Here is a 26,793-nt window from a genome sequence, read left to right on the forward strand (position 1 = left end):
GTAGTTTGGTTTTAGGGGATTACCAACTTCATATTAATAAGCATTCCACTTATGATACGGTTCACCGTGGTTATTTAAGAGGCAAAAAAATAGGCGAGAATAGTGTCTCGTCTATTTTTTTGCCCAAAATTCTATTAAAGTACATTCAGATGAAAATACTCGTTGTTTTTTAACTCCAGCTTTTTTAATTTTATTTCTTGAGGATTTACTATGGAACTAATTTTATTTATATCCTTTTCACTACAATTTAATCCAAAATAAATAGCAGTAGGTTTTACTGGGCATTCAATTAATGAACCTTTGCCGGATGTTTCCTCAAAATCGAAGTCAATAATTCGCCATTCTTGTTCATATTTCCAACTGTTGTGTTTCATCATGACTAAAAAGAATAGTACATATGGATTGGATGTATACTCATCACTGATAACACTTTTTAAAATATTTGTTATATCATACCTTTTTTCGTCATAACCAACAGGATATAACATTTTGATAAAATTATTTTTGGCATCAAGTTGAGAAAAGTCATATTCAATACATATTCCTTTATGGTTATCAGCATAGTTACCCCATAAAGGCATATTGACGTTAGTCTCTGAAAAGCAAGAAACTTTCATATTATTTCTAAACATTTTTAAACTTTGATCAGTAGCTTCAATAAGGTAATCAACTGTTTTTCCTACCTTTTCATGAATACCTTCATTTAAAATAAATTGTCTAAGCTCTGTTTCATTATAAAATGTTGGTTGACAATCAAATGGATCATTAAGATAAGGTGCTTTAGTCATCCAAATTTTATTGTCCTTCAAAGCATTTAATCTATCTTCTCTATTAGAATCACTAATTGGTTGGTATTTATATAATTTTCTTGGAATATTTTGATGCTTTAATTGATAGCTTTCTTCTCGATTTTCAAAAAACAGCTTCATATATTCCTTAATCCATGAATGCATATTTAGCCTACTTTCTATAACAATAGCATTTCTTTGTTACTCTTGATAGTAAATGTATCTAAAAAGAAATACCTGTAATTATTGCCTTTCTACAATCAATCTAATTTCACCTTTTTAAGCTTTAGTGTTTTTTTTCTCAATGAGATGTCTGATTTGCAAACTCAGATAAATATCGGTCTGTGCAATTAGAGGTATTCTTTAATTTATCATCCATTTGATTAAGTAATTCTAATATATCTTGTTTTTTTTCATGTGTAGCATTATAAGCAAGTTCTAAAAATGCCTTGACCCATAATCCCTGCTTCTTTACTTTGTTCCAGTTGTTAAAGTTTATACTTTTTTCAAAAGGACGACGAATTTCTCGATTACATTTATTAATTAATTTCTGTACTTGCCTAACTTTTACTCCCCAAGCTTCCTCTGATAATTCAGGTGAAATACTAGCACATAAATCCGTTAATAAAATATCTGTAGGAGCATAGAAAGAAATATTGTTACCTTTCCCACCCTCTATTTTTTCTAACAACAAATTAAGCCAAAAGAGAATAGCCTCATCACTTGTAATTTTTTTGTCTTGGACTAAACATAGAAGTAATTCATGGTATATATCTTTTGACCATCCCCCGACAGAAGGTCCACTTAAACGTCGTAAAATAGCATCCTTATCAATTGGGTGGAAATTATCGGGCCACCATTTGTGAATTTTTATATATAACTTCTTTCTAATATCTTTTATCTCTTGTGACTCACTTCCCATCCTATTCGCTTTTACACGTAGGTGGTAAATCCACTCTGAAAATGCAAAGATCCGTTCAGTATTGTTTAGTTCAGGAAGATCAAGGTCACTAGGTTTTGAGAGATCCTCTATCTCACTTAAATGAAACCATCTTGCCTGAGATCCTAACCCTCTAAGAGATGAGATGTTAGATGCTAATAATGCGTTTATTAAATCAAAACTTGAATTAAACAACAAATGTATAAATAATTCGTCTAACAAATAAGCCCTTATAACAAATACACTTTGTTTATTAAATTTCTCCCTTTCATTTAATTTTTCCAATGTATTTACAATTAAAGAAGGTAGAATATATATCATTGCTTTTGTTGAATATTGAAGATGATAATGGCCATATAAACGATTATCATAGTATCCATCCAATGATAAATAGGCATCATATAAGCTTTCTTTAAAGTTATTGTTTAAGAAGTTATTTTTTTGATGAACTGTAATTTCTTGCGCTTCATTAAATCCTTCGATTAGTACATCGGAAGGATTTAATAGATATGACATGATTTTTTCTCCCAGCTTAATACCTTGATAATCGGATACCTTAAATAAATATTTTTCATAATCAACTATATTCGCTAACCAAAATGAAAAGCTCTCCCAAAGTAAGGAGAATTCTCCATCCCCTTTGCACACTAACTTTTCAGAAAAAGCACATAAGGTTTTAACTATGAACTCTTCCTTCACAACAACAAATTGAAAACTATTAGGGTCTAGAAGTTTATGCTCCAATAATTTCTGCTTAATAGATTCAAAATCTGCCGAGGCTATATCAGAATCTTGCAAAAGCTCCGCAAAAAACAAACTAGTTTTAGAGAGCCTCTTTATTAACTCATCATCTTTACTTTTTATTACGCTCTGTCCAGAATCTGCATTATTCACAACCTTCTTAGGGTATATCTGTACTGCTGATGCATGATTAATGATTGGTGGTTGAGCATTTCTTAAAACATTCACGTAAGAAGCTACCTCAATTAAAATATCTGTTGGAATTGGAGTTACCAATAACGGGTCAAACTTTGTGGCAGCCTGAAGGGAGTTTGATAAATGATATCCCTCAGAAACATTTCCACTAGAATCATAAATTAATAAATATCGATCATGAAAGTAAGAACTTTTTCCCCTTTGATTCCCTCGTATATCTAATACTTTTAGTTGTAAGCGGGATAGGAATAATCTTAGATTTTCACAGCCCTTTTTAATACGAGTAGCACGTTCAGGTTCGGAGTCGTTTGTTTGTGCATCTGTATTTATTGCCAAATTATCATCATGTGATTTAAGTTGAGTACATGTAATTACCTCAAATGAATTGTTTGTTGTAGGTGAATGTGCTATTAATTCTAAACCTACCGTGTCAAAGTAAGGATCAACGATTGTTACTTTGACACGGTCCGTATTATTGGTTATTGACTTAAACCATTCAGCAAAGCTAAGTACAGATGGACCATCATCACCCCATCCTTTTGGAAAAAATCTTCCTTTTGATTTAGTTGGAAATAACCGTTTTACATAATTGTTTATTTCTATTGAGGAAGGGGTCCAAGGATCGTGGACATAACCAGCAGTACTAGAGTGTTGATAATTGGTTTGCTTTATTTTTTCGTACTGGTGGACTCTATCCTTAATCTTTTTAGAATTTTTCCATTCCTGAATAGTACTAAGTCCTACGGTTCCTTGTAATCCAACCATTCCTATAGCCATGCTCATTTCTCTCATAATAGGGGTATCTTGTTCAAACCAAATATCCCATTCATCATCTTCTGAGTTGGCAATCCAAACTGTCAATTGAATTCGGCTCACTTCTTGGTCTGCACGAAACCGCAAACCTTGCTCAGCATCATTAGCATCAACCTGTTTTATTTGGTCTAGTATTATTTCATGATGATTCCTTAAACGACAGCGAATTAGAAGTTTGTTGCTAGGTAAGTTAAGTTCTGGTTGTAAATAGACCTCAACTTCTCTACAGCTAATTGTCTTTATATTAATACTACTATTAGCTATATTTTCTCTTACTGTGCTAAAATCAATGGGTAATGCTTCCGGGTCGAGCAAAGGAGTTGCAATCCATTCTATATTACCTAGTCTACTACTATCAGTGCTTTCAAAATTTAAGCCAGTTTCCTTTTTCAAAGCATTAATACAGAACTTCGCCAATTCATCGGCATAATCAATTGGTTTACTAGATATGTCATCCTCGCCCCAGATATTTAGTTTATGTAATTGAAATAATGAGGCCGATACACAAGACACATTGCGAGAAGGACTTTGAATTGGACGAATATATTCTTTATATAAACGGTTTGTTGATTCTGTTTCAAGAAAAACAGGGGGGCGTACAACATAAGTATTTTTTGATGGAGCTCCTATTCCAAACTTTGTTAATTCTTTGGGTGGCTGGGTAAGATTGAGATTTACACAAGCTTCCAAAAGTGAGCTACCTTTTAGTAAATCTAACATAAGTAATGCAATTGACTCACCATCGGAGAAAAATGTAATTTTTTTTATATTTACTTTATATGCACTTGAATCGGGTGACCACTTTGTTTCTACATCCGTTTTGTACCATTTGCCATCACAATAGTCACTAGGTATTATCCACGAGTATAACAACCGTTGGGAAATAGCTTTCTCTCCACAAATTTCAAGCACCCACATTTGAAGCTGACAATTCACTTCTTTTCTCATTACATTTTCAAGCTTCTTATCCAATCTTAGTTGATCGAAATTGCAGAATAACTGATTAATATCCGTCATTATAAACATCCTTTTTTCTTTACTTTAGTCATAACTATTGAGCATTTACTTTGCCTCTATATTTTGCTTCTATATCGTCTTCAATATCAGATTCTAGTGTCCAAGCATTTTTTAATAGGGTTCTTTTATATCCACATTTAGGACATTATATTTATATCTTCCTAGATAGGTTCTGGATACTTTCATTTTTCTATAATCATTTTTACAATAAGGTCCATCCACTCTACCTACATTAATATCTAGTATCTCATTCGTAAAAGGATCTTTGCGTTTAGCATCAGCATATATTCTCCATTTAAATCCATAACCTTCCCCCTCAAATTCTAAGTCATAATTATTTCCGATGCTCATAACCATTGGGTAAGGTGCTTGTAAATTATCAATTCTATTTCTAATAAACAAACGTAATAAAAGTAAAAGGATTAGCAGTAGTATCCAATATAAAAGAACTTTATAATTAATAACTATTTTAAGAAATTCTTTGAAATTAAAAGCTTCACCAAGATGTATAACATGAAAAGCATATGTAGTTATAAATGTAGCGAATAGAGAGGCAAGTACACCAATAGTAAAGTCTCTTAGATTACCAATCACGATTGACACCATTCCTTACTAACTTATAATTATGGTAATTACCTTTTATTATACAAAAAGCGCCATGAAAATGGTATTATAATCCAAATACACTTCTACTTTTAATGAGGTTACTTTGTTTCATATACTAATATTCCGAGATGCGCCTCTTTCCAATTCTTAAAGTATCCTCAGAATATACATCTACTTTTTTCCTCAAATTATACATAGAATTCAAAGTATTAATTACAAATTCGAACTAACGTTCTGACACTATATTAATAATGTAGAGTAAGCAACAAAAACCCCTTAATGTTGTTATTCCAACGTTTCAGGGGTTCTTTTATCAATTTGCAAAATATCGGGACTAATTTGTATCCAATATTTATGGCAGTGTGTTTTAACTAATCTGGTCATTTCTCGGTTGAATTTAATTTATCAATTGGAGTCACATAATAATTAGCGAAAAATTCTATCTCGGACTGAACTCCGTAAGCGTGTGATTGCATACCTTTCATTTGCATAATTTAAAAAATATGGTCTTCTTTTAATCCCTCTTTAACTTTTACAATATAAACTAATCGCTCAGGCTGTGCCTTTCTTACGTTTACTCCAAAAACTGCATAGTCAATTAACATTTGCTATAACTCCTGCTTTTTAAAGAACCTTTTCAATAAGCTTTGAATATATCTTAAAGCATTAAAAAATTCCTTATTACTAGAAATCAACTTTAAGATTGCCTGTACTTTTTAATAATCCTTTAGCCTTCAACCTTTCCTCTCTTTTCCTCGTTTTATTACTCACCCTAGGTTTAACGTCTTTGGGTTTTATCTTGCTAGATTCGACTTCTATTAGATTTTTCATAATACCTTTAGTGTAAGACTCTTTTTTATCCCTGTGCCCTTTCCTGTGTATGTCAAATGCAGACTCAACAATATCTACTCTATAGTTTTCTATTTCAGCTAGGAAGTTTACAACGGTTACTACACTTACTTTTTCAGAGTTTCTAGCTAGGCGAATACTTTCTAGGTAGTCCATGAAAATCTCTTGATTAATAGTTGTGAAAGGGAAGTCATTTGATACAACATTTTCAACAAACTGTGCCGTATCTTCATATGACTGTAAAAACAGTTCAGAATTTCTAAATACTTTTGATAAACAAGAGAACCCCTTGTTCTCTTTTATGTTAAATTCATTTTGTTTAAAAATTTTGTTAAAAGCTTTTGTTATAGTATCGCTGCTCTGTTTGAGCTTCTCATTGCTATTTTGATAGTTATTTGGTTTGCTAGTGATACTGCCTTTACCTTCTTCTTCTCTTGATATCTCTTGCTTCTTAGGAACAATCTGATTGCTAGACTCATGAGTATTAGGTTTGTTGTCTGCTTGAATTTCTTCATATCTTAATATTGATGTCATATTTTTATAGTTGGTTAAATCTTGAAACAAAGAATAATCAACAATCAATATCTTTGTTCCACTTTTCATTGGTAGAGTTTCAGTTTTAATAAGGCCCAAATCTTCCAACCTCTTAATAGAGCCTCTAATTTTCGAATATGACCACCCTGTCTCTTGTTCTAATTTTATTTTTGAAGTGATTAACTCACCTCTACTACATAGTTCGCTGTCAATAAAGTTGGCCTTCTCGCATAAAAAAAGGTATAACATCTTATCACGAGGCCTTTCAATTTTTATTCTTGGCACGATATAAAAGCCTTTTACATTTTGTACAGTAAACAAAGTTAATTCACCTCTTCAATTGATTTTAAATACTGTACATTATGTGTTTGAATATTTTAAGTCCTTATAATAAGTTTTTTTCCACTAATATTTTCTCTATTAGCTTTGATCTAAATACGTCAAGTGTAGATCACATCATTCTTTTATTTTTAATTAAACTTATAAAATAAATCCCGCTCATAAAAATGAACGGGATTTATACTTTATTCATTGTTGGTGGCATAACCAGTTTTGTTATTTTACTAGCTTCTTAACACCTTCAACTATATCATCCATAGTGTTAACAGCAGAGTTAAGGGCTAGTTTACCAGCTAAAGGATAGCTATATTTTTTTACTTGATCAGCTGTAACATTATGCCAAATTGGTAGTATCATTTGTTTACCTGTTGCACTCTCTTTAGAAAGGATTCCATCTAATTCATAGTTTGTCCAGTACTTCTCTATAAAACTCGGAGATACAACAACTATCCCATATTTTGAATATGCAAGGCCTTTATCAATTTCCCTTCTAATACTTTGTCCCCAACCTATACTATTGGTGTCATACCATATTGTTATACCAGCAGCCATTAAATGATCAGCTAATGTCGAAACATAACTGTCTTTATCATCTGCCGAATGTGAAATAAAGACATCATATTCTCTAGCTTCACCGACTTCTTTGTTGGATGCATTTAGATTCTCAAACTCTTGGTTTTGCTGAGAGTATAACGCGTTAATTTTTTCTTCTTGTTTTATATTGAGTTTGTTTATCGCTTCCTGTTCAGTTTTACTAAGATTCGTTAGTGCTTTATTTAGTTCAATATTCTTTTTGGCAATTTCAGTCATAACCTTAGCCTGATCTTCTTTTGCTTTTTGTACTTTTTTATTTTCTCGTTCTATTTCTTTTTGTTTGGTTGAAACTGTAGAAGTACTTTTAGTTCTTTTTATCGTTGCATTTGCGCTGTTTATCTTTTTAATTGCATTACTTTCATCTTTTACAGCATTTGCCCTTTTTCCCTCTAAACGGCTTATGTCGTTTCTAAGCCTTTTAATTTTTGACTCCAACAGCGTTATACTAGACACTTTTTTCAACTCCAATTCTAATATTTATTAAATCTAAGAAACTATGATTGATCTTATTCTAATTATACAACACGAGGGAGAACTAATGTTCTATAATTAATTTAAACTATATACGAAAGAGGTGAAGTGATGAATAAGTCTTTTGAAATCCTTTTAAAAGAAGTTTTTCATGAGGAATTCTCCCATTTCAATGATGATCTCGATAAAAAAGTAGACTCTTTGCCAAAGAAGTACCTGACTATTAAAGAAGTATCAAAAATGACTGGTATAGGAACTTATACTTTGCGACAGTTAACCTATGCAAGAGCTATGCCTCACAGGAAAATTAAAGCTCGGATTATTTTTGAAGAAAGAGAAATTAAAGAAACAATCTCAGATTACAATAAATTTGGTTGGACTGATCCAGATAAGAATTGGGATGTACAGTTAGTGCAGGATGAAATCATGCAATTTGAAAGAGAAAAGGGAGGCAATAAAATGATTGAAGACATTCTGAGAGAAATAATTAGAGAGGAGCTTAATAATTTCTCTAAGGATATTAAAAAGCATACTAACAAAGAAAAAACTAGCTATTATGGCAGAACCGTTTTAACAATAAAAGAAGCTGCTACTCATTTTAGAACAAGTCCTTCCACAATATATAGTCTAATTAAGGAAGATGGAATGCCCCACTTCAAAATTCAGAGCAGGTTTTATATTGTATTGGAAGAAGCTGAAGCATACTTATGGAGAGAAACTGCGAAATCATATGCAAACGAAGGAAATATTTATTGGCAACGAATTCTTCAAAGACTGGATTGGGAAGAAAAAGAGAGAGAATTAGCTTATGCGAAAGCTTTGAAAAGATTAGAAGAAAGCTACTAATATAAAACAGCAACGATAGGACCAGATTGCTTTATCGTTGCTGTATTGTAACCAAATCAATTGGCAACAAACAGTTCCGTAGTTAATATGTTTATATTCAGCTTTCTTTATTCACTACCTGCCAAACCACTTCTCCCACAATTCTTGAAATACATAATTACGTTTAATCATCACAGCATAACCAAATGCCAAGATAAACACAGAAAAAGGCTCAACTGGCAATCCTAAGACGATGTTTATTAATATGACATATGTTAATGCCAGTGGGAGACATATGCCCAAAATATTGACATATAACATTAATCTCTTAAAATCCACGAACCTTCCTCCTTCATATAGGATGATTATTTTACTGTTTTACTCACTTTCTGACTCCATATTGTCTATAATTTTGACTAAGAATTCTTCCCACTTGTCATCTTCAAGGAAGAAAAAATCTAAATAACTCGAATTAATCTCTCCATAATCTGTTTTTTGAATAGCTTTCCTTCTCCCGTATCCATTATTCTGCTGCGAATATAAATTCTGTAAGTTAGAAATCAATTGATTAAATCGCCAATCAGGTTGCTGCTGCCATATTGTATTAAGTAAGTTTAAGATTCTTTCAATACGTTCAGGTTCTCTCATTGTCTCACTCCTCTCTAAATAATCATTGCTCTTTAAACAGAATTGCTAGGTCCACATTAAATTCTGGTATCAGTTTAGACCCGACAACACCCTCATTTTTTGCAATGTCTGATTGCTTGTATCCCTGTTCATCCAGCGAAAATATAAGGACAGCTTTGAGTAAAGGATTTATAACCCAATATTCACTGACTTTAAAGCTCATATATAGATCTAATTTTAAAACTAAATCATGAGCTTGATTAGATGAACTAATTATCTCAAAGATGACATCTGGAACCTGTCTTCTCTCATTCAAAAATTTAAAAACTGCTAAGTCAGGTTTAATTATTGCGATATCATCCTGTTTAATTAATAATACATCGTTCGGATAACTACAAAATGAATAAATCATTCCACCCAATACTAGTAATTTCTTACTTAGTCTTTCAAGAATGAGTTGATGTTCCTTTTGAGACGGTGGTAGACTATATATTTCTTCATGTATGTATTCTAGAGGATTAGGCGAACTCTCGCTTTTTTGATAAAATTCTTCTAAAGAATATCGGCTCATAGCCCCCACCTTTCCTTCCTCAATAGTAATAAGGGGATCTTACTTTTATCATATACATCAACCTAAAAGTAGCTCTAATTCTAAGACAGTATAATAACCACTTCGAGAAGATTCAGAAATCAATTGTTCTCTAACTAAGTGATTTATTGAGTGTTTTAATTGGGTCTTTTTAATTCTCGTTCTTTTGGCTAATTCATTAATATCTAGTTTTACAGTGATTTCTTGATTATTAAATACAAGTAAACATAGGTAGACATAAACAACTAAATCTATTCCCCTTATTTCTTCCCCATACTCTGCAGCAATTGCATTAGAAGGAACAAAAAAACTCTTCTCACTGTTTGAATTTAGTTTCTCATCTGTACCACCCAAAAAAGTTTCAACTTGCTTATCAAATTGCCTATATATCTCCTCATACAATTCTACATCAGTAAGCGATTGATTAAATAAACTTGTTGGCAGAATAAACAGATCTAGCATATTATCTCCTAACTTTGTGTAGTACTTTAAAATTAATTCACGATAGAATGTTGCTACTCGATTCTAGTTCTAGTGACCTTTTTGTTGCTGTACGTTTCATTTCTAATCTTTTTCGCCTTCTCAACCTCAGATTGAATCACTTTAATTGTGCTATCCTTTGCATTTTCACACTCTTCAAGAGTTGCACCAATATCGTTAGCCCAAAAACCGTGAGAACCTAATAACAGTTGAATTTCATTAAATAATTCAGTCGTTAATTCTTTATGTGCTTCCTCCATCTCAAAGGCCTTTATATTTTCTTCAACAACAGTGGCTAAATTAATTACTATTTTTCCTGAATAGATTTTCATTGTGTTAGTAGTCCCCCTAAGTTATTTAAGAATTATTTCTTTATTGGGTGATCAATCATAAACGTCATTGAGTCAATAAATCCTTGTCGGTATGCTTGTTTTGTTTGAAAAAAGACCTGCTCGAATATATTTGATCTAATATCTTCAATTAGCGAGAATCTCTCCTCTTCATTAAGCACTTTTGTTGCTTCATATAATTTCTCTTCTGTATCTCTATAGATTAAATCAATTCGCAATTGGTTTTCTTCACTTACTAATAAAGCTTCTATTCTTTGTTCAATAAAATGTTCAGTTGCTCCTTTCAAACCATCAATCATAGTATCCCTCCTCAGCTTGATTTTTCCGTTTAAACCAAATTTCCGTTTAACGAAAATTATACGACATAATTATTTGATTGTAAAACTGAAAAAATGTACGATAGTTGAAAAGATATATTTATAAATATAAATATAAATAGGCATATAAGAGGGAATAAAATGGATAACATAGCTGCTGGGAAGTTAATTAAGGAGTTACGATTGAGTAAAAAAATAACCTTGAACAAATTTGCAAGTAAGGTGAAGATATCGACCTCGTCCTTGTCTCGTATTGAAAATGGCAACCAAGAAATGTCTTTTACTCAATTAATAATCATATGTGAGGAACTAGGAATTTCAGTGAGTGAGTTTATTAAAAAACTTGAAAAGACTAATCACTTATTTTATGACTTGCTATCAATGGATAATATATCTAACGAATCCGTTTTAGATATAGATAGTAGATTACAAAAAATGATTGATGAACTACAAGCTGAACAAAAAAAAGCGTTATTTCTCTTCTTACTTTCTATAAAGAAATAACGATTATTAAATAATATTCAGTTACAGATCTAACAAATATATTTTGATACTTAAAAATAAAAATGCTGTAAAAACAAAATTTACTATCTTGTTTTACAGCATTCCAATCATTTACTTTTTGTTAATTCTCTTCGCAATTCTTCCGGCAAACAATCGTTAAGAAAGTTAAATAATACTCTGCCATCCACTTTGTCAGCTAAATAGTTGAAATAAACCTTTTCTTCATTTTCAATTTCAATTCCTTCAAAGTGTTCTTTATACAAATCCCATAAGCACGGATGCTGCTCTTTTATATACTTAAAATTGAAACAAACCCCTGTTTTTAGATAATTCATCCAAACACAACCTTTCTCTGGATATTAAAAAAGAATAGCTTTCGATAAGAAGTAAATACAAAATAATGTAAGTGTTACCGTAATAAAAATCCCAAAAACTCTAGTCTTCTTTTTAAACTGCATTATAAAGCTAATTATCTAAATTGCAAATAGAGACATGAAGTACCACCTATTTGTTGCTGCATCCGTTTCAGCTATACCCGGACTCGCCATCCACAAAGAAACCAGTAATACAAAGAGGTATGAGAGCAAATTCCAACTATACCAAACTATTTTTCTTGGCATTTTCTTGGTCCCCCATTTCATTTAACTGAACATTCATCGTTTTCCATTTTACTGTAATTCAAAAGGTGTTATGTTGTTATTGGGAAATTCAATGTGGTCAATATTTATAAGGATACCACTTTACAAATATATGGTAAATATTGTGAAATTTATATTCGCAATAGGAATATAATAAATTCCTTATTTGATATTAATTTAGTTTTTACTATTGCAGTCAATTGTTAAAGATTATCTCCCTTATTATTTTTTAGATTAAAGCTCTTCAATCCTGTCTCTAGTAATACATGAATGAACCCATTAATTTTAAAGGAGTTTTTCTTACATATACTTTTTATTAACTCATAGTTTTCTTCCGTTAGAAATAGAGATTTCTTCTCTGTTAACTCTGAATGGTCAACATCCCGATAAGAAAGAAATAATTCATATTCTTTATCCTCTGTTTTTATTTCAGAATGAACCTCTGCAGATTGATTTTGGTTTATTTCTTTATCTACTTTCAGCACTTTTATTGTTTTAGTTATGTCCCGATTCAATGCTGTGTACTTGTCGTTGCTACTGCAGAGCCACTCGTTGGTTTCATTATCAAATTCTACACAAGAGTTTTTAAGCTTTTTCAACAATGATCCTACGGGTTTATTTAGTTTCTTCGCTAAATCGGATATAGAATTACCTTCATTTAAGAAATCTAATACCTCAGATATTAACAACCGTGTTGCCCTCCCTCCATTTATTTTTATTCATTGTATCTTCAATTTTTTATATTTTAATAACAATAAATAAAAAATTGATTCTGAATTTATTCAGAATCTGAAAATAGTTACATTTTTTTTTTCATATTTTCCTTGAATACTCAGACCTCATCACTAATCCAAATATTGTTTAACTCTTTGTTTGTTACTCTTAATAGAAACTATGAATGGTAACTACAAAAAGTATCGACGAAAAAAAGATAACACTAGACGCTAAAGCAACTAAAAAGTACAGCAACATATAGATTTTGAGATTATTAAACTTTACAATTGGGTAGGTCTTAATATGCCCCAATTGTATCTATGGGTAGACCCATATGTTTTAATAAGTAAAACCTATTGTCACCAACGGTTTATCGACCCTCAAAACCCCGTAAAAGACCGACTATTATATGTTTTCAGAGTAGTTTTAACACCATTAATTATGCGCAAGAATCATAGATAAACACATCAAACCCTTCCTACTAAACACTTTACCCAAAGTACCCTTATCTAGTAACTATTATCAGTTACCAACAACAACTTTTATAATTTTTTAACCCCATATTTTAAATAAAAAACCTTAATAGATACTATTAATAGTTACTATATATAGTACCCATTCGTCTAAAATAATCACCTAATCAATATGTTGTATTCGGCATTTAATTAATGCTATAGCATTATCGAGACCACTACCAATAAACACATTTGTTGTCCCCTTTATTCTCGCTAGATTTCATAGAAGGGGGTAAAAGACATTTATAAGAGTTTTCAGTTGTTGCTTTAAAGGCCTTATCAACTGCACCTTTATATGTTTTATCTACAAAAAGTTGTGGTGCGAGTTGAAGTAACGGTTCCACGTGCTTAACCTCGTCTATGGACATTTTTCTATATCCTTGATTTTCTAAATCTGCAGGCAATAACTCATTAACGCAAAACTCAATACCAAAGGCATCTTTCAATCGCTCTTGAGGCTCGCCATTATTTACATTCTGACTTTGCTCTGTATTTTTTCATTATCCGTTAAGATTCCTCCTGAAATTTTGTCAACAAAACAGCCCACCCTAATCTTTAGACATTACACAAGAGTTAATGATTATAAAAATTTAAATTAACTCTTTTCCTTTTCATCTCATTGGAACTACATCTAGCAGTAACCCCTTATGCTAATCTGAAACTGCTTCCTAAACTTCATCAGGTATAGGAAAGGACACCTCAGTTGAGATGCCCTCTTGAACCCTATCTATAAAGATTAATCATTATCAATTTCATTATTTGTTAAGTAGTAAACATCATTAACTAGCCTCTCACCTCGAACTTTTCGATTGAATGTTATTTTATCCTTCATCATAATAAAAATTACATCTTTTCTGAGAGAACTGTCATTAGATTCTTGTTCTTTTTCCCCTAAAGAAATAACTCCTTTAAAAACACTTCTTCCAGAAAAAAAGAGTAGAGGACAAACACTTATTGCATCTGTTTTCACATAGATTGCGATAACAAAGAATATTATTATTAATGATACGGCCAAGTTAATCACTGATGAGTGGTCAAGAGACACCAAGGGAATAAGTAACGTTAGCAAAAAGAAAGAATAATCATTTGCACTTAACCTCTCTGCCTTTCTTATATACATGTCCTGACCATCTTCCCCTGTCCTTATTCTCTCTTCAAACCCAGACATAAACCATTTAATGGTGTACTTATAACTAAAATAAGTATAAATTATTGTGGCAATAACAAAATAAACTTCTGCACTCAAATTACTCACAAAGATACTATCCTTATTTACCCAAGTTTGATTTACCAACCACTCGTCAAGCCCGAAATATTTATTACCTGCAATAAATCTAAAGACCATCACAATGACTAGTGGAGAATAAGTTATAATCCATAATATGGCTTGCTGAAATTTACTCCACATAGTCTAAATACCCCTTTTTTTAATAAATTTGAGATTTGAATTTTTTTGTAAGAAACGACTCTACGATCTTATCAGAGAAAAAATGAAGTAATGGTGTTACTTCATGATCTGGATTAAATCTTACCTTCTGATTTTCGACATCAATGTGTTCATAAAGTGGCCATAGTGAACTGTACCTCTCAAGATATTCTTCTCTATCTGGCTCATTTTCAGGTATATCACTTTTAATCATATTTAATTCTTCACACCTTTCTTCAAAACTTTCCTCTAAGGCGTCTAACGTTTCTTTTTTAATTGAAGCTAACCCTCTGGAGAGAATATACTGGCTAGAAGTTTCTTTAAACTTGGTTGTATTTGACTCTTCATCAAAAAAGCTCATATTAGTAATAGTTTCTAAGTTATTATCCCGCTGTCTTTTGATATGATCATCATAATTAAAAGTATATTCTAATGTTCTTGGATTCAGAATGTACATTATTTCTTCGTGAATAAAGAGTTCAATCTTACCTCCAAACTCGATGACATTTTTGTCTTGAATAACCAACTGCTCTCTGTCTCTTACGGTCGGGAGTTTACTGACATTTCTTCGTTCCATTGCAGAAATTTTCACACCTCTATAAAAAATAAAATAGGCGTGTTCGGTATCTTTTGAGATTTTCACCACTTGAAACTTTGCATCTTTATCTAAAAATGTGCTGTTATTATGATTTAAGGCTTGAAATAATTTTGCAAGTTTATCCTTTAAATCTTCATCATCCTCTATAACTAATTTAGCTATATAATCGGCCTTTGTTAATTCATGATTATATTCTGCGGTATAAAATTTTTTGCCTTCTGCGCTGTCAATCTTTATGTTATTCAATTCTTTCTTTATTCTCTTTTTTAACCATATTCTCAAGTCAGGATCTAATATCTCTTTTTTTGCAAAATATAGAGCATCACTTTGGTTTGCCTTAGAAACTAGATATACTTGCAAATCTAAAGTATCAAGCTCGTCATCTGTCATCATACTTATTCTATGAATAAAATTCCCGTTGCTATTCAAACCCAAAAAAACTCACTGCCCTTCAATAGTATATAAAAGACTCATTTCGACAAAAATATCCGATTTCCTTTTTTGGGCGTATATTTGTTCAATTGTTGCTAATTCGGTAATTAACATTTAAATAACTACAACTTCTTTTGCGATATGAACTATTTGCCGAGCTTATAAAACACTATTTCTTATTTCTTCCTAATTAGTGTGCTACTCAACGCAGCGGGAGACTTTCGAAGCGTTACCTACTCATTCAACTCTTTGATGTAACCCTTTTGAGGACTGAAACTCCCTTATTTTTACCGAAGTTGGGTAATCACAATTCACTTAAACCAAGAACATTACGCACCAGTATAAATGTATAGTTTCTTGAAAATTATTCATATAACACTGCTTTCTTCAGTACACATTCTTCCATATTAGAAGTTATTTATTGCGCCGTATCAGTCTACTCCGTAATAAAAGAACTCTCCCAATTCAAAAAGAGGGCTATATTTTTTATTTTGCACTCTACATTATTAATTCTATTGTTCCCATAATCTTTTAAACTCTACTAAGTTGAAATGATCATCTAGTGTTAATTTATATACATCTGGTTTTGTAGTATTGCTCCAAAAATGATAATCAAATTCCTTATCATAATAATTCAATGTACATGTCATGATACTCCCATGTATGCCTACTGCTACCCTTTTTCCACGATATTTAGAAACAATATGTTTCAAACCGCTTATTCCACGTTCTTGAACTTCTCGACTAGATTCACCACCCGGATACTTATAGATGGGGTTATCAAACACATATTTAATGGCTTCAAGTGGTTTATCAAAATGATAATCTCTTGATGCTAAGTCTCTCTCCTTGAAGCGGGAATCCAATTCAATTTCCTTATCTAAATACCTTGCTAGTCCTTCAACTGTTTGTATTGCTCTTACATATGGACTAGATATTATATGTTGAATATCCTCTTTTATCATTCTGTCGGTAATCTTTTGTGCGTCAGCCCAACCTTGTGCAGATAACTCTCTAGTTTCTTCGTTTTCTAAAGAAAAATCAGAATGAGCGTGTCTAATTAAATATATTTCTGTTTTCATTAACTCCCCATCCTTCACCTTTTACTACATAGCAATCAATCCATTTTACTCTATGACTTTATTGTGACGAATCTCTAACAACTAGTCTCCTAGTTCTTTCAATAAATCATCTGCTTCTTTTTCAATCTGTTTAATTTTATCTTCCCTTTTCTTCTTTCTTTCTTCTGTTAATTGAAGCATTGAGCGTTTTTGATTAATAGTCCTTGCCCATTTATTAATCTCCACAACTTTATTTTGTTTTTTCAATTTAATCACTATCCTTTGGTATAATTATATTTTCTTCAATTTCTATTTTTCTATTTATTTGCATACTTTCTGACTTTAGCGCCGTTGTCATTTATATAAACGATATAAGTGCCTTATACCTCTATGTGCCCTATCACTCATCAACTTAATGCTTTAATTGCCCTATCACGCTCTATCTTCGTACCTTTCGCTCCTTTCCTATTGTATCTAATATATAATCCCTAAACAGGCAAAACACAAAATTCTGCGTAGATTTTCACCTTCGTTGATTACTTTATAAATAAGGTTAAATTAACTCAAATCAATCCTCACATAGGGTCCCCTTTTTATTTGATACAAATTACTGTAAGATATAAACTATAAAATAAGAAGTACTCAATTATGTTTTTCATTCATAACCTTTGTTGGAAACGGTGGTATTAAGATGATTTGTACTTGTGGTGGTGTATTATCAGTTACCCATATAGAGGAACCTCCCAGTAACTTAAAAAAACATGAGAAACTCTTATATGATAGAGTTTGTGATGTTGAGTGCCTGAAATGTGGAAAAGTACTTTATTCACAACCATATGACTTTGGTAGAAAACTGAATACTGTAAAATCAACAAAGCCATAGAAATAGAATAGAGGTTATTTATGGAGTTAGAATTAAAGAAGAGCCTAGAGCAATTATATTTAGATTACTACGACGGATTATACACAGAACACCAATTAAAATTCATGTTATTAAAGGTATATAAACAATCTAATCTTTCTGATACGAGATGGTCTGAATTGATTCTTGATGCACAGTGGAAGCACGCGACTGAAGAGGATTATGAAAATAAACGGAGACAATTACGTGAAGAAAATAAAGAAGATGGCGAAAAACTATAGCCATCTTCTTTATTATTATTTTTTATTCTTAATGAATTGGGTTACCTTATAGATTTCGTTACTTGATATAAAAGGTACTTGTGCATAAATCAAATTAGGTTCTCCTGACAATCTAGCTGCTAAATGGCCTTTCCCTAATAAATTCTCAGCACCTTTTTCCCCTAATGCAATCTCAGATGTACCTGAACTTCCAACTTTCAATATAAGTCTATTACCTAAATTATCTCTTAGTTGCATTGGTAACGCATCTTTATCTGGTCTTTGTGCAGCGAATATTAGATGAATTCCTGCTGCCCTTGCTTTTACCCCTAACCTTTGAACTGTGGAAGATACAGTACTCTTATATTCATCTATTAACATCCAATCTGCAAACTCATCATGAATAAGAAAAATAAAAGGTAATTTTAATTCTTCAGGGACTTTTTCGTTGTATTCTTTCAGATTTGGTACTTTATATTCTCTAAACCTTAAATACCTATTTTCCATCTCATTTACAAGCTCTTCTAAAATCTCTGATGCTCGCTGTTGATCTATAACTATTCCTTCACTTAAATGAGGTAGTTCTTCAAGATTCTGATAATCAACTCCGTATTTCGGGTCAATCAAGTATATCTTAGCTGTTTCAACTGAGTTAGTGGCGCATATATCAAGTATCAACGTTTGGATTAATACGGATTTACCACTACCTGTTTCACCTGCAATTAGCGTGTGAGGGGCGTGTTGTTCGAGTCCACCAAAAGGTCCACCTAGATTTAAATAGAGCAACTCTCCATCAACTTCTTTTACACCCATAACAAAATTTAAATTGGTATCGTGTACGTCATTTTTCAAGCTTCTTTTATTCCAAACATTCGCTAATGATATAGTTTCTCTTTCTGGTCTCTCTACAAAAACAACTATTTCACCGGGCTGAGGTAGTACATTAATAATATTTAAAGCGTGTGTGGTTAAAAGTTGTGATTTCTTTTTTTCAATATCCTCTACTCTTAAACGATCAGAGCCTTTTAACTTAATTATAGCAGCATTTGGTGTTAATCTAGATTCTAAAACCTTCCCTTGAAGGTTATAGGTTGCCAATGCTGATTTTAAAGAATTAACTACGCTAGTTAACCATTCTTGATCCGATAAACTATGACTTTCTTCATTGATATTATTAATTATCCATCCCTGAAGGCTGTTGCTACTTTCTTCAGTAAGCTTAGTCTTTGTGACAATAGGTTGTTGTTCTTCTTCTGTGTTACTAGAATTACGTTCTTCTATATCTTCATTCGTATCATTATTCTTACTGCTGTTAATATGGTCTCTTACTTCTTGTGTTCCACTAAACTGACTTTGTTCAGAATTCTGATTGTCCGTAGGTAATGAAGGACTGAATTTCTTCCATGTTACTTCAGTTGAAAATTGAGATCTTACTGTAAATAACGGTTTCTTTTCTAGGAGCGATAAAATTAATCCCCTTACAGACTCCCTTGAGTATACTTCTTGGTAACAGTTTTCTATATCAGTTATTTTTACTTGCTCACTCTCTATAGTGTCTGTTCCATCACTTGTTGGCACAAAAACATGTGAATACCCTTTTATTTCTATTTCTACCTTACCTGTTCTAATTAATTCTCTCCATTTTTCAATTGAAATTGTAGAGTTTTGCATAAAAATTGTGCCTTCTACAAGTAAGTCACTAATTTTGGACAACCATAAGTCTCTATCAAGACGACTAGGTACACCGAATAATGCCTCATTTATTCTTAAAACAGTATCTATAAGTTGTTTTTTTGAGGTTTTTTTGGAATTCGAAAGATTTTTAATATCTACAAACTTAGCCTCCGTAACCAACAGTTTTAAGTAGTATTTTCCATCCTTCTCAAATGGACTAAGAGCAAGTATGTCTGCAATCTGCTCTTCTTTTTTGCCTAACCAGCTTGCATAGTCATCAAGGAAATACCAGCCGATGCTTCCCTCTTCTTCAACCTCTTCTTTGGTAATTAACTTACTAAGGACCACTCCCATTAACTCACTGGCATATCGTCCTATTTTTGCCGCTCTTAAAACAATATCTCCTGATAACTCATTAGCTTCATTTATAAAATAGTCTGTTAACCAATCGATATCTTCATCATTGATACCTAAGTTTAGTGCCTTAAATTTTCTTTTTAATATTATTTTTAAGAGTTTAAGAGATGTTGTTGTAGAAACAACTAGGTTTGGACCATTAGTTTTATTATGTTGGTATTTTATCACATTGACACCTTGGCTTTTTAAAAGTCTTCTATCTAGTAGCTCATCATAATTTGCTACCCACTCGCCAAGCTTATGAGACTCTTCAAACACATTTTTAGTTTCACTGTTTTGAAAGGTAATTTGCCTTGCTGGTAAAAAGTACCCCTCTGTTTCTTCATCCACACTTTCAGATATGCTTCTAATAAAGCTTAAATACTGCCATCCCTCGGCTAGCTGACTAGGGCATACTAGATAAGTAGTAGATTTTAATTCATCTTTTGCTGATGGACGACGTCGTGACCATCTAGCTGGAAATAACTCTAAATTACTCGGATTATAAGTTGTCTCTACTTTGGTCCACTCAAAATTAGATTGTCTGGATATTACATCCTGTAAAAACACTATATCGTAAGGTTTACCTTCCTCTTTTTCTGAAACAGAAGATTGATGTGCCATTACTCCTATACGAAGCTTTGCCATAAAGTCGTTTGTTACTTCACTTGCAACAAACATATCAGGATCAGAATCAGATCCTTCTACCATCTTTGAATATATCTGATTTAATTTATTTGTATCTCTATGTCTTAATACCACTTGACACCTTATATTGTCATTTTTACTATTTAATTTCGAGATAGAGTCCACAATTGACAGTGGTAATCTTGTAGAATCGGAATTGTATAATACGACGCCTAAGTTTGCACCTTCATGGGGTTGCAACTCAAGATATCGCTCTAATAATCCAGTTAACTTTTCACTTGCATCTCTTGGATCTTCATTTGTTTCTTGATCAGTTACCTTAACAATTGGCATTTCCATTAGACTGTAATCATAAAGAGAATCTGTAATTGATAATAATTCAGGGATGTCTTCCCCATTAAATCCTAAGCAAATCTCTGGATAATATGAATGCTCAATATCATTTATAAGTTCATTGAAGAATAGCTTTGAATCTCCAAAGTCTATTTCTTTTGATGATAATAAGTAAATTATTATATTATTAATTTGTTGCATTTTCGTCGCAAGAGCAGACATCCTGAAAGGGTTCCAAGGAGGTATAATTGCTAAAGGTTTTGTGTCTCTTACCTCTACCACTCCTAATTTAATAATTGGATACCAAAGATTAATCCGGTTAATGTCACCTTTTGCATATTTGGCAATTTTACTTAATAATTCTCCATATAGTATTGACTGTTGAGTGTGTGACTCATTTATTAAGCCTTCTTCTACCCAGTGATTGAGAGCATTAGTGTACTCTTTAGAAAACCTCTCCCAAGAGTTAAGTATTTCTTGATAACCCGCTTCATTAACTCTCCCCTCAACTCTAGAACTTTCTAATTCCTGAAGGAATTGCTTTGATATATCTTTATCTAACTCATATACTCCTACAAGAGAACCTCTATCTTGCCTATATACCGCCTGCAAGGTATAGATATCGTTTAGCGATATTCCTTGTAATTTTCCTTTTTTACTTATTGGGTTTTTCGCTACACTTGTGTGTTGAAAAGGATTTTCCTTTAATCTTCTCAAATCATTAAATAGCTCCATCCCAATTGCATTTGTTGCACCTTCCCAAACCAATTGAACTTTACAGTCTTGTTCTATGCCGTGTTCATCTTGATAGAATAGTTCAAAGTAAAATTTAATTTGTCTTGAACCTTTTGATATGGAGTTATTTGGCTTAAAAGGGTTTCCCTTCGCTTTTGCCCTTTTCTTTTCCTCTTCTATAAAGCTATCGTATTCGAAAAGATAACAAGTATCCCATTCTATTAAAGGTTTTGTTAATTTCTCTAACCCCTTATATCTAGTACAAAAATACAAGCCTAAATCGGTATTTAAATTTAGCCAAGCACTTCTTGAATCTCTCTTTTGAGTTTTAATTTTAATTACCTTTTTCCCACTTGAAGCTTCTGATTGTGCAAAAAGCCTTTCTATTGCTTGCATAAATCCAACTAAGAAGTCATTACACTCAATAGGCTTCCCATAAATAAACTTATCCCACTTGGCCTTTAATTTTTTATTGTTTTCAATTTGATATCTCTGCTTTTCATAGAATGCTATATCTTCCTCATTTGGTTCCCTTGCTTTTCTCTTATCCAATAGCTCTAGGTAGCTCTCATCTTCTTCCGTAATTAAATCTGAATACTCATCCTCTAGGAATTCCTTAGTTTCCTCAGCTAGTGTTGTTTTTTTGGAGATTTTTATACCTGAGAAAAAAGTACCAATATGGTCTTGTTCCCATTCATAGTTTGCTAACACCTCAGATTCTTCATTCCATCCGGGCTTAGATTCTATGAACTTTAATATAGCAGGATGTATATCTTCAGGAATGTATTCTTTAGCATCTTCAAACGAATTTTTAAGTTGATCATTTTCTATTACATCTCTAGAAGGGGTTAACTTATGAAGAAAATAACTTCTCTTTTCTTTTAATTCTTTAAATGCTGCTGCCCACTTATTTTTATAGGTTAACCGATTGTCAGGGATACTATAGAAACAACCAGAATCTCTAGGAATTTTTAGGGCGGGTAATGCCCAGCCTAACCCCTCGATAAGAGAAGTTCCATCTTCATCTATACTTTTTCTAGTACTTACAATAAACTTACTAAACATTTCTAAGCTACAATCGTTAATACTAAGTAATCCTGTTAAGGCTTTTCCCCATATATTTAGTAGTCTATCACTTCCATTTATAGAGGGTAAATCGTTCGATACCACTTTTATCCAAAGATTAGTATTTACTTTTAGATCATTAGCTCCTATAGTATAAATATTCCTTAACGATTGGCCTTGGTCGTCGTTATTATTTGCCAACAGTAGTACTGGTTTATCAGTATGGGTATGTCGTAACCTAGTCGTTCTTTCTCTAGTAATAATACTATCAGGTAAATCGTTACCAACAGCTAGTTCTAGCGGTATTTTTATATCAATTATGTCTTTAAGGTAATTATCATTTAAGATTTCTTTACATATCACGGATACCTGCGGACCGGACAATCTATCCAATAAAAATCTAGCAGTTCCATCCGAAGATTCATTCTCTATATTAGACTTTAAATATTCAACCGCTACTTTTCCAATTAACTCTAAATGATTCATCATACACCATCCTTTGCAAAAGGATTCTCTACATATGCACAAGCATCAGACAACCTTCTTAGTAATCCCATACTAGAAAGCCTTTGTTCTAGCCTTTGTGAATTATCCGAGAAAGCTTCTTGATCAGCTTGACCTGAATTAATAACCTCTGTTGCCTCTTTATCGCCAATGATAAAACCATACTTTTCAAAAAGCTTCTTCAGAAAGTCTTGGAACTCCATTCTTTCAGGTACATTTGCTAATACTAACGTCTTTAAGAGACTGTCTGTTGGTGCATATCTAATTCGTTGACTATTTCTACTTGAGGAGAATCCTATTTCTCTTCCCCATACCCTATGGAAGTTGTTAACGTGCTGTTTATGTCTTGCAATTGCTTTGTCCACTAACTCTTCTACCAATGAGTCAATATTTTCTGATAATAAATCATCGTTATTTGATGGCCATAAGAATTGTCTATTTAATAACTTTTGCGCTTCAAAAAATGGATCAGGAAAGCTTTGTAAGCTTTTCCACTCCTCTGTTTCTTTGATGCTTCTTATATAATGCTCTAAAGCTTGTCTAGAAAGGTTATTATTGTTAATATATGAATCTGATGCGAGATCCCTGATAATTGTTTTTTTAGGCGCCAATATTTCTAAAATAAACTGGGTTTTATTACTCTGTTTAAGAACATCTTTTGACCTATTAAGAAAATAGATAATCATGTGTAGGCCCGTAATATTTACTATATGTGGTATAGTATCGTATGCCGGTATCTTATTATTAAATATATTTATCCAATCTTCAGCCATATTAGTGTACTCTGGTAAATATTCATAAGGCAGGTAGGATCCTGTTGAATCTCTTGCCACTTCTGCCTTTCCATAATTCGGCTGCAATAATTGGGCTAATCTGTTATATATTGACTTTGAATTGATGATATTTGGTTCAAGAAAGCTCAAAAGCTCTTCCCCTTTTGTTGAACGGGAAAGCATTAAGTATAACAGCTCACCAGTTCTTCCAAAGAACCTTCTATCATTTTGAACTTTATTCCCATTCACCCTCAAATCTTCATATAAGCACTCTTTGCCATAGGGAAAGATAAATTGGGAACTCCATCTTTTATTATTTTCTCCTTCAATAGTATTACTTTGAAGAAATTTAACTGTTTCGTAGAACTTGTCGAAGGTGTCAAAGTTTTCCTTTAAATAGGACAGATTCGGGTAATCACTTCCTCCGAAATTCTGCTCAGCTAATTTTATCCAATCGCTCCAAGCTTTTTGTTCATCATTGGTTGCTTGATAGTCCCGATATACAATTTCCATAAAAGGATTATTAAAAAGTATATTCCTTAAATAAATTCTAGTATATGGACTATATGCCAACGTATTATACTCTTGTTCCATAAATGCTCTTGCTCTTTCGCACTCTGAGTTTAATACTCCCATGAATTCCATTAAACAAAGCCACGGTGTTTGTTCATCGTATAATCTATGACCCCAAATTGCCTCATCTACCCAAAAATCCGACTTTATATTGTTAGATGTTCGTGGAAGAGTATTTAGCATTAGAACACCTCCAAAGTCTTATGCTCGACTATTCCTTTATCATTTACTTTTAATAGTTTAAGGGAAATTTGCGCCTCTTCAAGTTCACCATCCGCTAGTCTTCTATCATCTAGTTTTTTTAACAATCTACTCTTAAATGCTAGAATATCCTCGTAGCATTCTCTTGAAAAACTACCGGGTAATGCACCTTCTGCCACTCTAGAAATAAACTCATACCTTACTAATTGTAAGTTAAGTCTCACTGGTTCTAGGTCACTTGCAAAACTCACAGTTAAATTTAATCTTTGCTTGTCTTCTCCCATATCAAACTTGATATATTCACCTCTTTTTGGAGAAACAGAAACCATTTCCTCCAAAACCCTACTAATTTTGGCTTGAGAGTAATTGCCGGAAGTAGATAAGATTAATTGATCATTATTTTGCACTAATAAACCAGTGGTAATTCTGTTTAAACCTCTTACTAATCGGGTAAGGTATTGAGGCTTCACCCTTTGATTTTCTTTTAAGACTCTATAAACTTGGTCTAGGAATTCTCCTGCATATTGAAATGTTGTTAAATTCCACAAGTTTAATCTATCTACTAGTTTCTCAGGAATTACAAAAAATAATCTTTGCCGTTGAGATTTTAACATTTCTAGAAAATTATCTTTGTCTTCAACATCGCCTTCTAAGTAGGCTTTTTTCTCAGAAATAAAGACCTTATCAGCTCCGTATTGTTGATCTAATAGAACAAGTTGTTCATAAAGTTCATAATACTCCTGATCATCTTCTCCAAATATCAGTATATTATCTACGAGCGTATTCGTTTCTGATCCTATACCGAATTTATTTAGTGTTACAAATATATCTGTCGAGTTTCTCTTTCTCTCAGACAGGTTTTCTCCGAATATATTACGGTAAATACTTGCTAAGTAAGTTGTATTGTTTTCATTTATTTTTGAGATATCGCTACACTTTAATAATTTATCCCTAACATCCGGATGACCTAGTAACATATTTGAAACTAAGAGTAGTAATTGCCTTAGTGGCATATGTATCTCATTTATTTCACATAAAGTTAATAAGTCTACTAACCTCTTCGTTATTAAGCTATTTTCTTCTTCTAATCTCTTCTTATTTTCAATTATTGGGCAAAGGGTTTCATTTGAATTATTAAGTGGACAATTGTTACACTCTTCCCAGCCGGGATTATTTAATACTTCTTTAATTATCTTTGGAAGAAGGTTTGCTGAATTAGTTTTACTTAGATTGTATAATTTTATTAAATAGCCTATTTGCTCCTTTTTCCCCTCTACTAAAAGGTCCTCAATACACTTTTTTGTATCTATAACATTATATGTTTGATTAACCATCTTCCACGTTTCAAGCAACTGTCCATCGTTAGCAGCTACTAAAAATACTGTTCTATTTTCCACACCCATAATCGAGTCAGCCATTGTAGAAAGGATTTCTCTTTCATCTTCCAATAACTCACTTAAATCTTTAATAAATATTACTTTGTAATCATTAACCACTAACTCTTCTATCTTATTATTTTCCGCCCACTTAACTTCAGATCCACCAAGTCTTTTCCAAATTTCACGACAGTAATAGGTTTTGCCATCTCCCGCTGTACCAGTCAATATCACTGAATAAGGATTTACACTTTTAAAGTTTTCAACTAGTTCATCAAGATATTCCATATCAATTCTGATTGGTGTAACTTTCTTTTTCCTCAAAATTGACTGTATAGTTTCATCATACATATTGTCATTTTGAGGAATAGGACCATATTGTCTTAAAAAGTTAACCCAACTCGACTTTATTGCGCTCATCTTTTTAATC

General features: G+C 32.3%; 23 protein-coding genes. 3 read left to right on the top strand and 20 right to left on the bottom strand.

The genetic code is table 11. The features are described from left to right. Positions 1–134: 134 nt before the first annotated feature. From M3206_RS06775 to M3206_RS06795, 5 genes are all read right to left on the bottom strand, one after another. Positions 135–953, bottom strand: coding sequence for a DUF2971 domain-containing protein (locus M3206_RS06775; RefSeq protein WP_251311759.1), 819 nt, complete (start codon positions 951–953; stop codon positions 135–137). 136 nt (positions 954–1,089) lie between these two features. Further along, positions 1,090–4,494 carry a VPA1262 family protein gene (locus M3206_RS06780; RefSeq protein WP_251311760.1) on the bottom strand — a complete coding sequence of 1,135 codons (3,405 nt, stop codon included), beginning with the start codon at positions 4,492–4,494 and terminating at the stop codon, positions 1,090–1,092. Positions 4,495–4,605: 111 nt separating this feature from the next. After that, on the bottom strand, positions 4,606–5,088 hold the full coding sequence (locus M3206_RS06785) for a hypothetical protein (protein WP_251311761.1): 483 nt from the start codon (positions 5,086–5,088) through the stop codon (positions 4,606–4,608). A 696-nt stretch (positions 5,089–5,784) separates the two neighbouring features. Next, positions 5,785–6,804, bottom strand: coding sequence for a hypothetical protein (locus tag M3206_RS06790; protein WP_251311762.1), 1,020 nt, complete (start codon positions 6,802–6,804; stop codon positions 5,785–5,787). Positions 6,805–7,038: 234 nt separating this feature from the next. Beyond that, a complete protein-coding gene (locus M3206_RS06795; RefSeq protein WP_251311763.1) occupies positions 7,039–7,869 on the bottom strand; it encodes a TIR domain-containing protein in 831 nt (276 codons plus the stop codon). A gap of 129 nt (positions 7,870–7,998) precedes the next feature. Here M3206_RS06795 and M3206_RS06800 point away from each other — a divergent pair, with 129 nt between their 5' ends. Then, positions 7,999–8,733: a helix-turn-helix domain-containing protein gene (locus M3206_RS06800; protein ID WP_251311764.1), complete on the top strand. Its 735-nt coding sequence runs from the start codon at positions 7,999–8,001 to the stop codon at positions 8,731–8,733. A 357-nt stretch (positions 8,734–9,090) separates the two neighbouring features. Here M3206_RS06800 and M3206_RS06805 read toward each other — a convergent pair whose 3' ends face one another. Genes M3206_RS06805 through M3206_RS06825 form a run of 5 tightly spaced genes read right to left on the bottom strand, consistent with a single transcriptional unit; the run spans position 9,091 to position 11,057 of the window. Then, complete coding sequence (locus M3206_RS06805; protein ID WP_251311765.1) at positions 9,091–9,360, bottom strand: hypothetical protein; 270 nt, start codon at positions 9,358–9,360, stop codon at positions 9,091–9,093. 22 nt (positions 9,361–9,382) lie between these two features. After that, positions 9,383–9,910 carry a Uma2 family endonuclease gene (locus M3206_RS06810; RefSeq protein WP_251311766.1) on the bottom strand — a complete coding sequence of 176 codons (528 nt, stop codon included), beginning with the start codon at positions 9,908–9,910 and terminating at the stop codon, positions 9,383–9,385. A 57-nt stretch (positions 9,911–9,967) separates the two neighbouring features. Further along, a complete protein-coding gene (locus M3206_RS06815) occupies positions 9,968–10,390 on the bottom strand; it encodes a hypothetical protein (RefSeq protein ID WP_251311767.1) in 423 nt (140 codons plus the stop codon). 53 nt (positions 10,391–10,443) lie between these two features. Then, entirely contained in the window at positions 10,444–10,740 is a 297-nt protein-coding gene (locus M3206_RS06820; protein ID WP_251311768.1) for a hypothetical protein, read from the bottom strand. Between the two features lie 32 nt (positions 10,741–10,772). Beyond that, positions 10,773–11,057, bottom strand: coding sequence for a hypothetical protein (locus tag M3206_RS06825; RefSeq protein ID WP_251311769.1), 285 nt, complete (start codon positions 11,055–11,057; stop codon positions 10,773–10,775). A 159-nt stretch (positions 11,058–11,216) separates the two neighbouring features. Here M3206_RS06825 and M3206_RS06830 point away from each other — a divergent pair, with 159 nt between their 5' ends. Then, positions 11,217–11,579, top strand: a complete 363-nt coding sequence (locus M3206_RS06830) for a helix-turn-helix domain-containing protein (protein WP_251311770.1) — start codon at positions 11,217–11,219, stop codon at positions 11,577–11,579. A 107-nt stretch (positions 11,580–11,686) separates the two neighbouring features. Here the strand turns inward: M3206_RS06830 and M3206_RS06835 are convergent, their stop codons facing one another. The 7 genes from M3206_RS06835 to M3206_RS06865 all read right to left on the bottom strand — a co-directional run bounded on the left by M3206_RS06835 (position 11,687) and on the right by M3206_RS06865 (position 17,230). Then, complete coding sequence (locus tag M3206_RS06835) at positions 11,687–11,914, bottom strand: hypothetical protein (RefSeq protein ID WP_251311771.1); 228 nt, start codon at positions 11,912–11,914, stop codon at positions 11,687–11,689. 506 nt (positions 11,915–12,420) lie between these two features. Beyond that, positions 12,421–12,906, bottom strand: a complete 486-nt coding sequence (locus tag M3206_RS06840) for a hypothetical protein (RefSeq protein WP_251311772.1) — start codon at positions 12,904–12,906, stop codon at positions 12,421–12,423. Between the two features lie 716 nt (positions 12,907–13,622). Further along, complete coding sequence (locus M3206_RS06845) at positions 13,623–13,892, bottom strand: hypothetical protein (RefSeq protein WP_251311773.1); 270 nt, start codon at positions 13,890–13,892, stop codon at positions 13,623–13,625. Between the two features lie 290 nt (positions 13,893–14,182). Next, positions 14,183–14,854, bottom strand: a complete 672-nt coding sequence (locus tag M3206_RS06850; RefSeq protein WP_251311774.1) for a hypothetical protein — start codon at positions 14,852–14,854, stop codon at positions 14,183–14,185. Between the two features lie 19 nt (positions 14,855–14,873). Continuing rightward, positions 14,874–15,860: a Kiwa anti-phage protein KwaB-like domain-containing protein gene (locus M3206_RS06855; RefSeq protein ID WP_251311775.1), complete on the bottom strand. Its 987-nt coding sequence runs from the start codon at positions 15,858–15,860 to the stop codon at positions 14,874–14,876. Between the two features lie 554 nt (positions 15,861–16,414). After that, positions 16,415–16,984 carry a histidine phosphatase family protein gene (locus M3206_RS06860; RefSeq protein ID WP_251311776.1) on the bottom strand — a complete coding sequence of 190 codons (570 nt, stop codon included), beginning with the start codon at positions 16,982–16,984 and terminating at the stop codon, positions 16,415–16,417. 81 nt (positions 16,985–17,065) lie between these two features. After that, positions 17,066–17,230 carry a hypothetical protein gene (locus M3206_RS06865; RefSeq protein ID WP_251311777.1) on the bottom strand — a complete coding sequence of 55 codons (165 nt, stop codon included), beginning with the start codon at positions 17,228–17,230 and terminating at the stop codon, positions 17,066–17,068. A gap of 636 nt (positions 17,231–17,866) precedes the next feature. On the opposite strand from M3206_RS06865, the gene M3206_RS06870 reads away from it, so the two are divergent. Then, positions 17,867–18,106, top strand: coding sequence for a hypothetical protein (locus M3206_RS06870; RefSeq protein WP_251311778.1), 240 nt, complete (start codon positions 17,867–17,869; stop codon positions 18,104–18,106). 15 nt (positions 18,107–18,121) lie between these two features. Here M3206_RS06870 and M3206_RS06875 read toward each other — a convergent pair whose 3' ends face one another. From M3206_RS06875 to M3206_RS06885, 3 genes are read right to left on the bottom strand one after another with little or no spacing between them, the layout of a single operon-like run. Beyond that, positions 18,122–23,422: an FtsK/SpoIIIE domain-containing protein gene (locus M3206_RS06875; RefSeq protein WP_251311779.1), complete on the bottom strand. Its 5,301-nt coding sequence runs from the start codon at positions 23,420–23,422 to the stop codon at positions 18,122–18,124. Beyond that, positions 23,422–24,969, bottom strand: coding sequence for a hypothetical protein (locus tag M3206_RS06880; protein WP_251311780.1), 1,548 nt, complete (start codon positions 24,967–24,969; stop codon positions 23,422–23,424). The genes M3206_RS06875 and M3206_RS06880 overlap by 1 nt, the downstream gene beginning before the upstream one ends. After that, complete coding sequence (locus M3206_RS06885; RefSeq protein WP_251311781.1) at positions 24,969–26,783, bottom strand: hypothetical protein; 1,815 nt, start codon at positions 26,781–26,783, stop codon at positions 24,969–24,971. Before M3206_RS06885 ends, M3206_RS06880 begins: the two co-directional genes overlap by 1 nt. Positions 26,784–26,793 lie beyond the last annotated feature (10 nt).

The organism is Fictibacillus phosphorivorans (assembly GCF_023715845.1).
GTDB classification, from domain to species: domain Bacteria; phylum Bacillota; class Bacilli; order Bacillales; family Fictibacillaceae; genus Fictibacillus; species Fictibacillus phosphorivorans_D.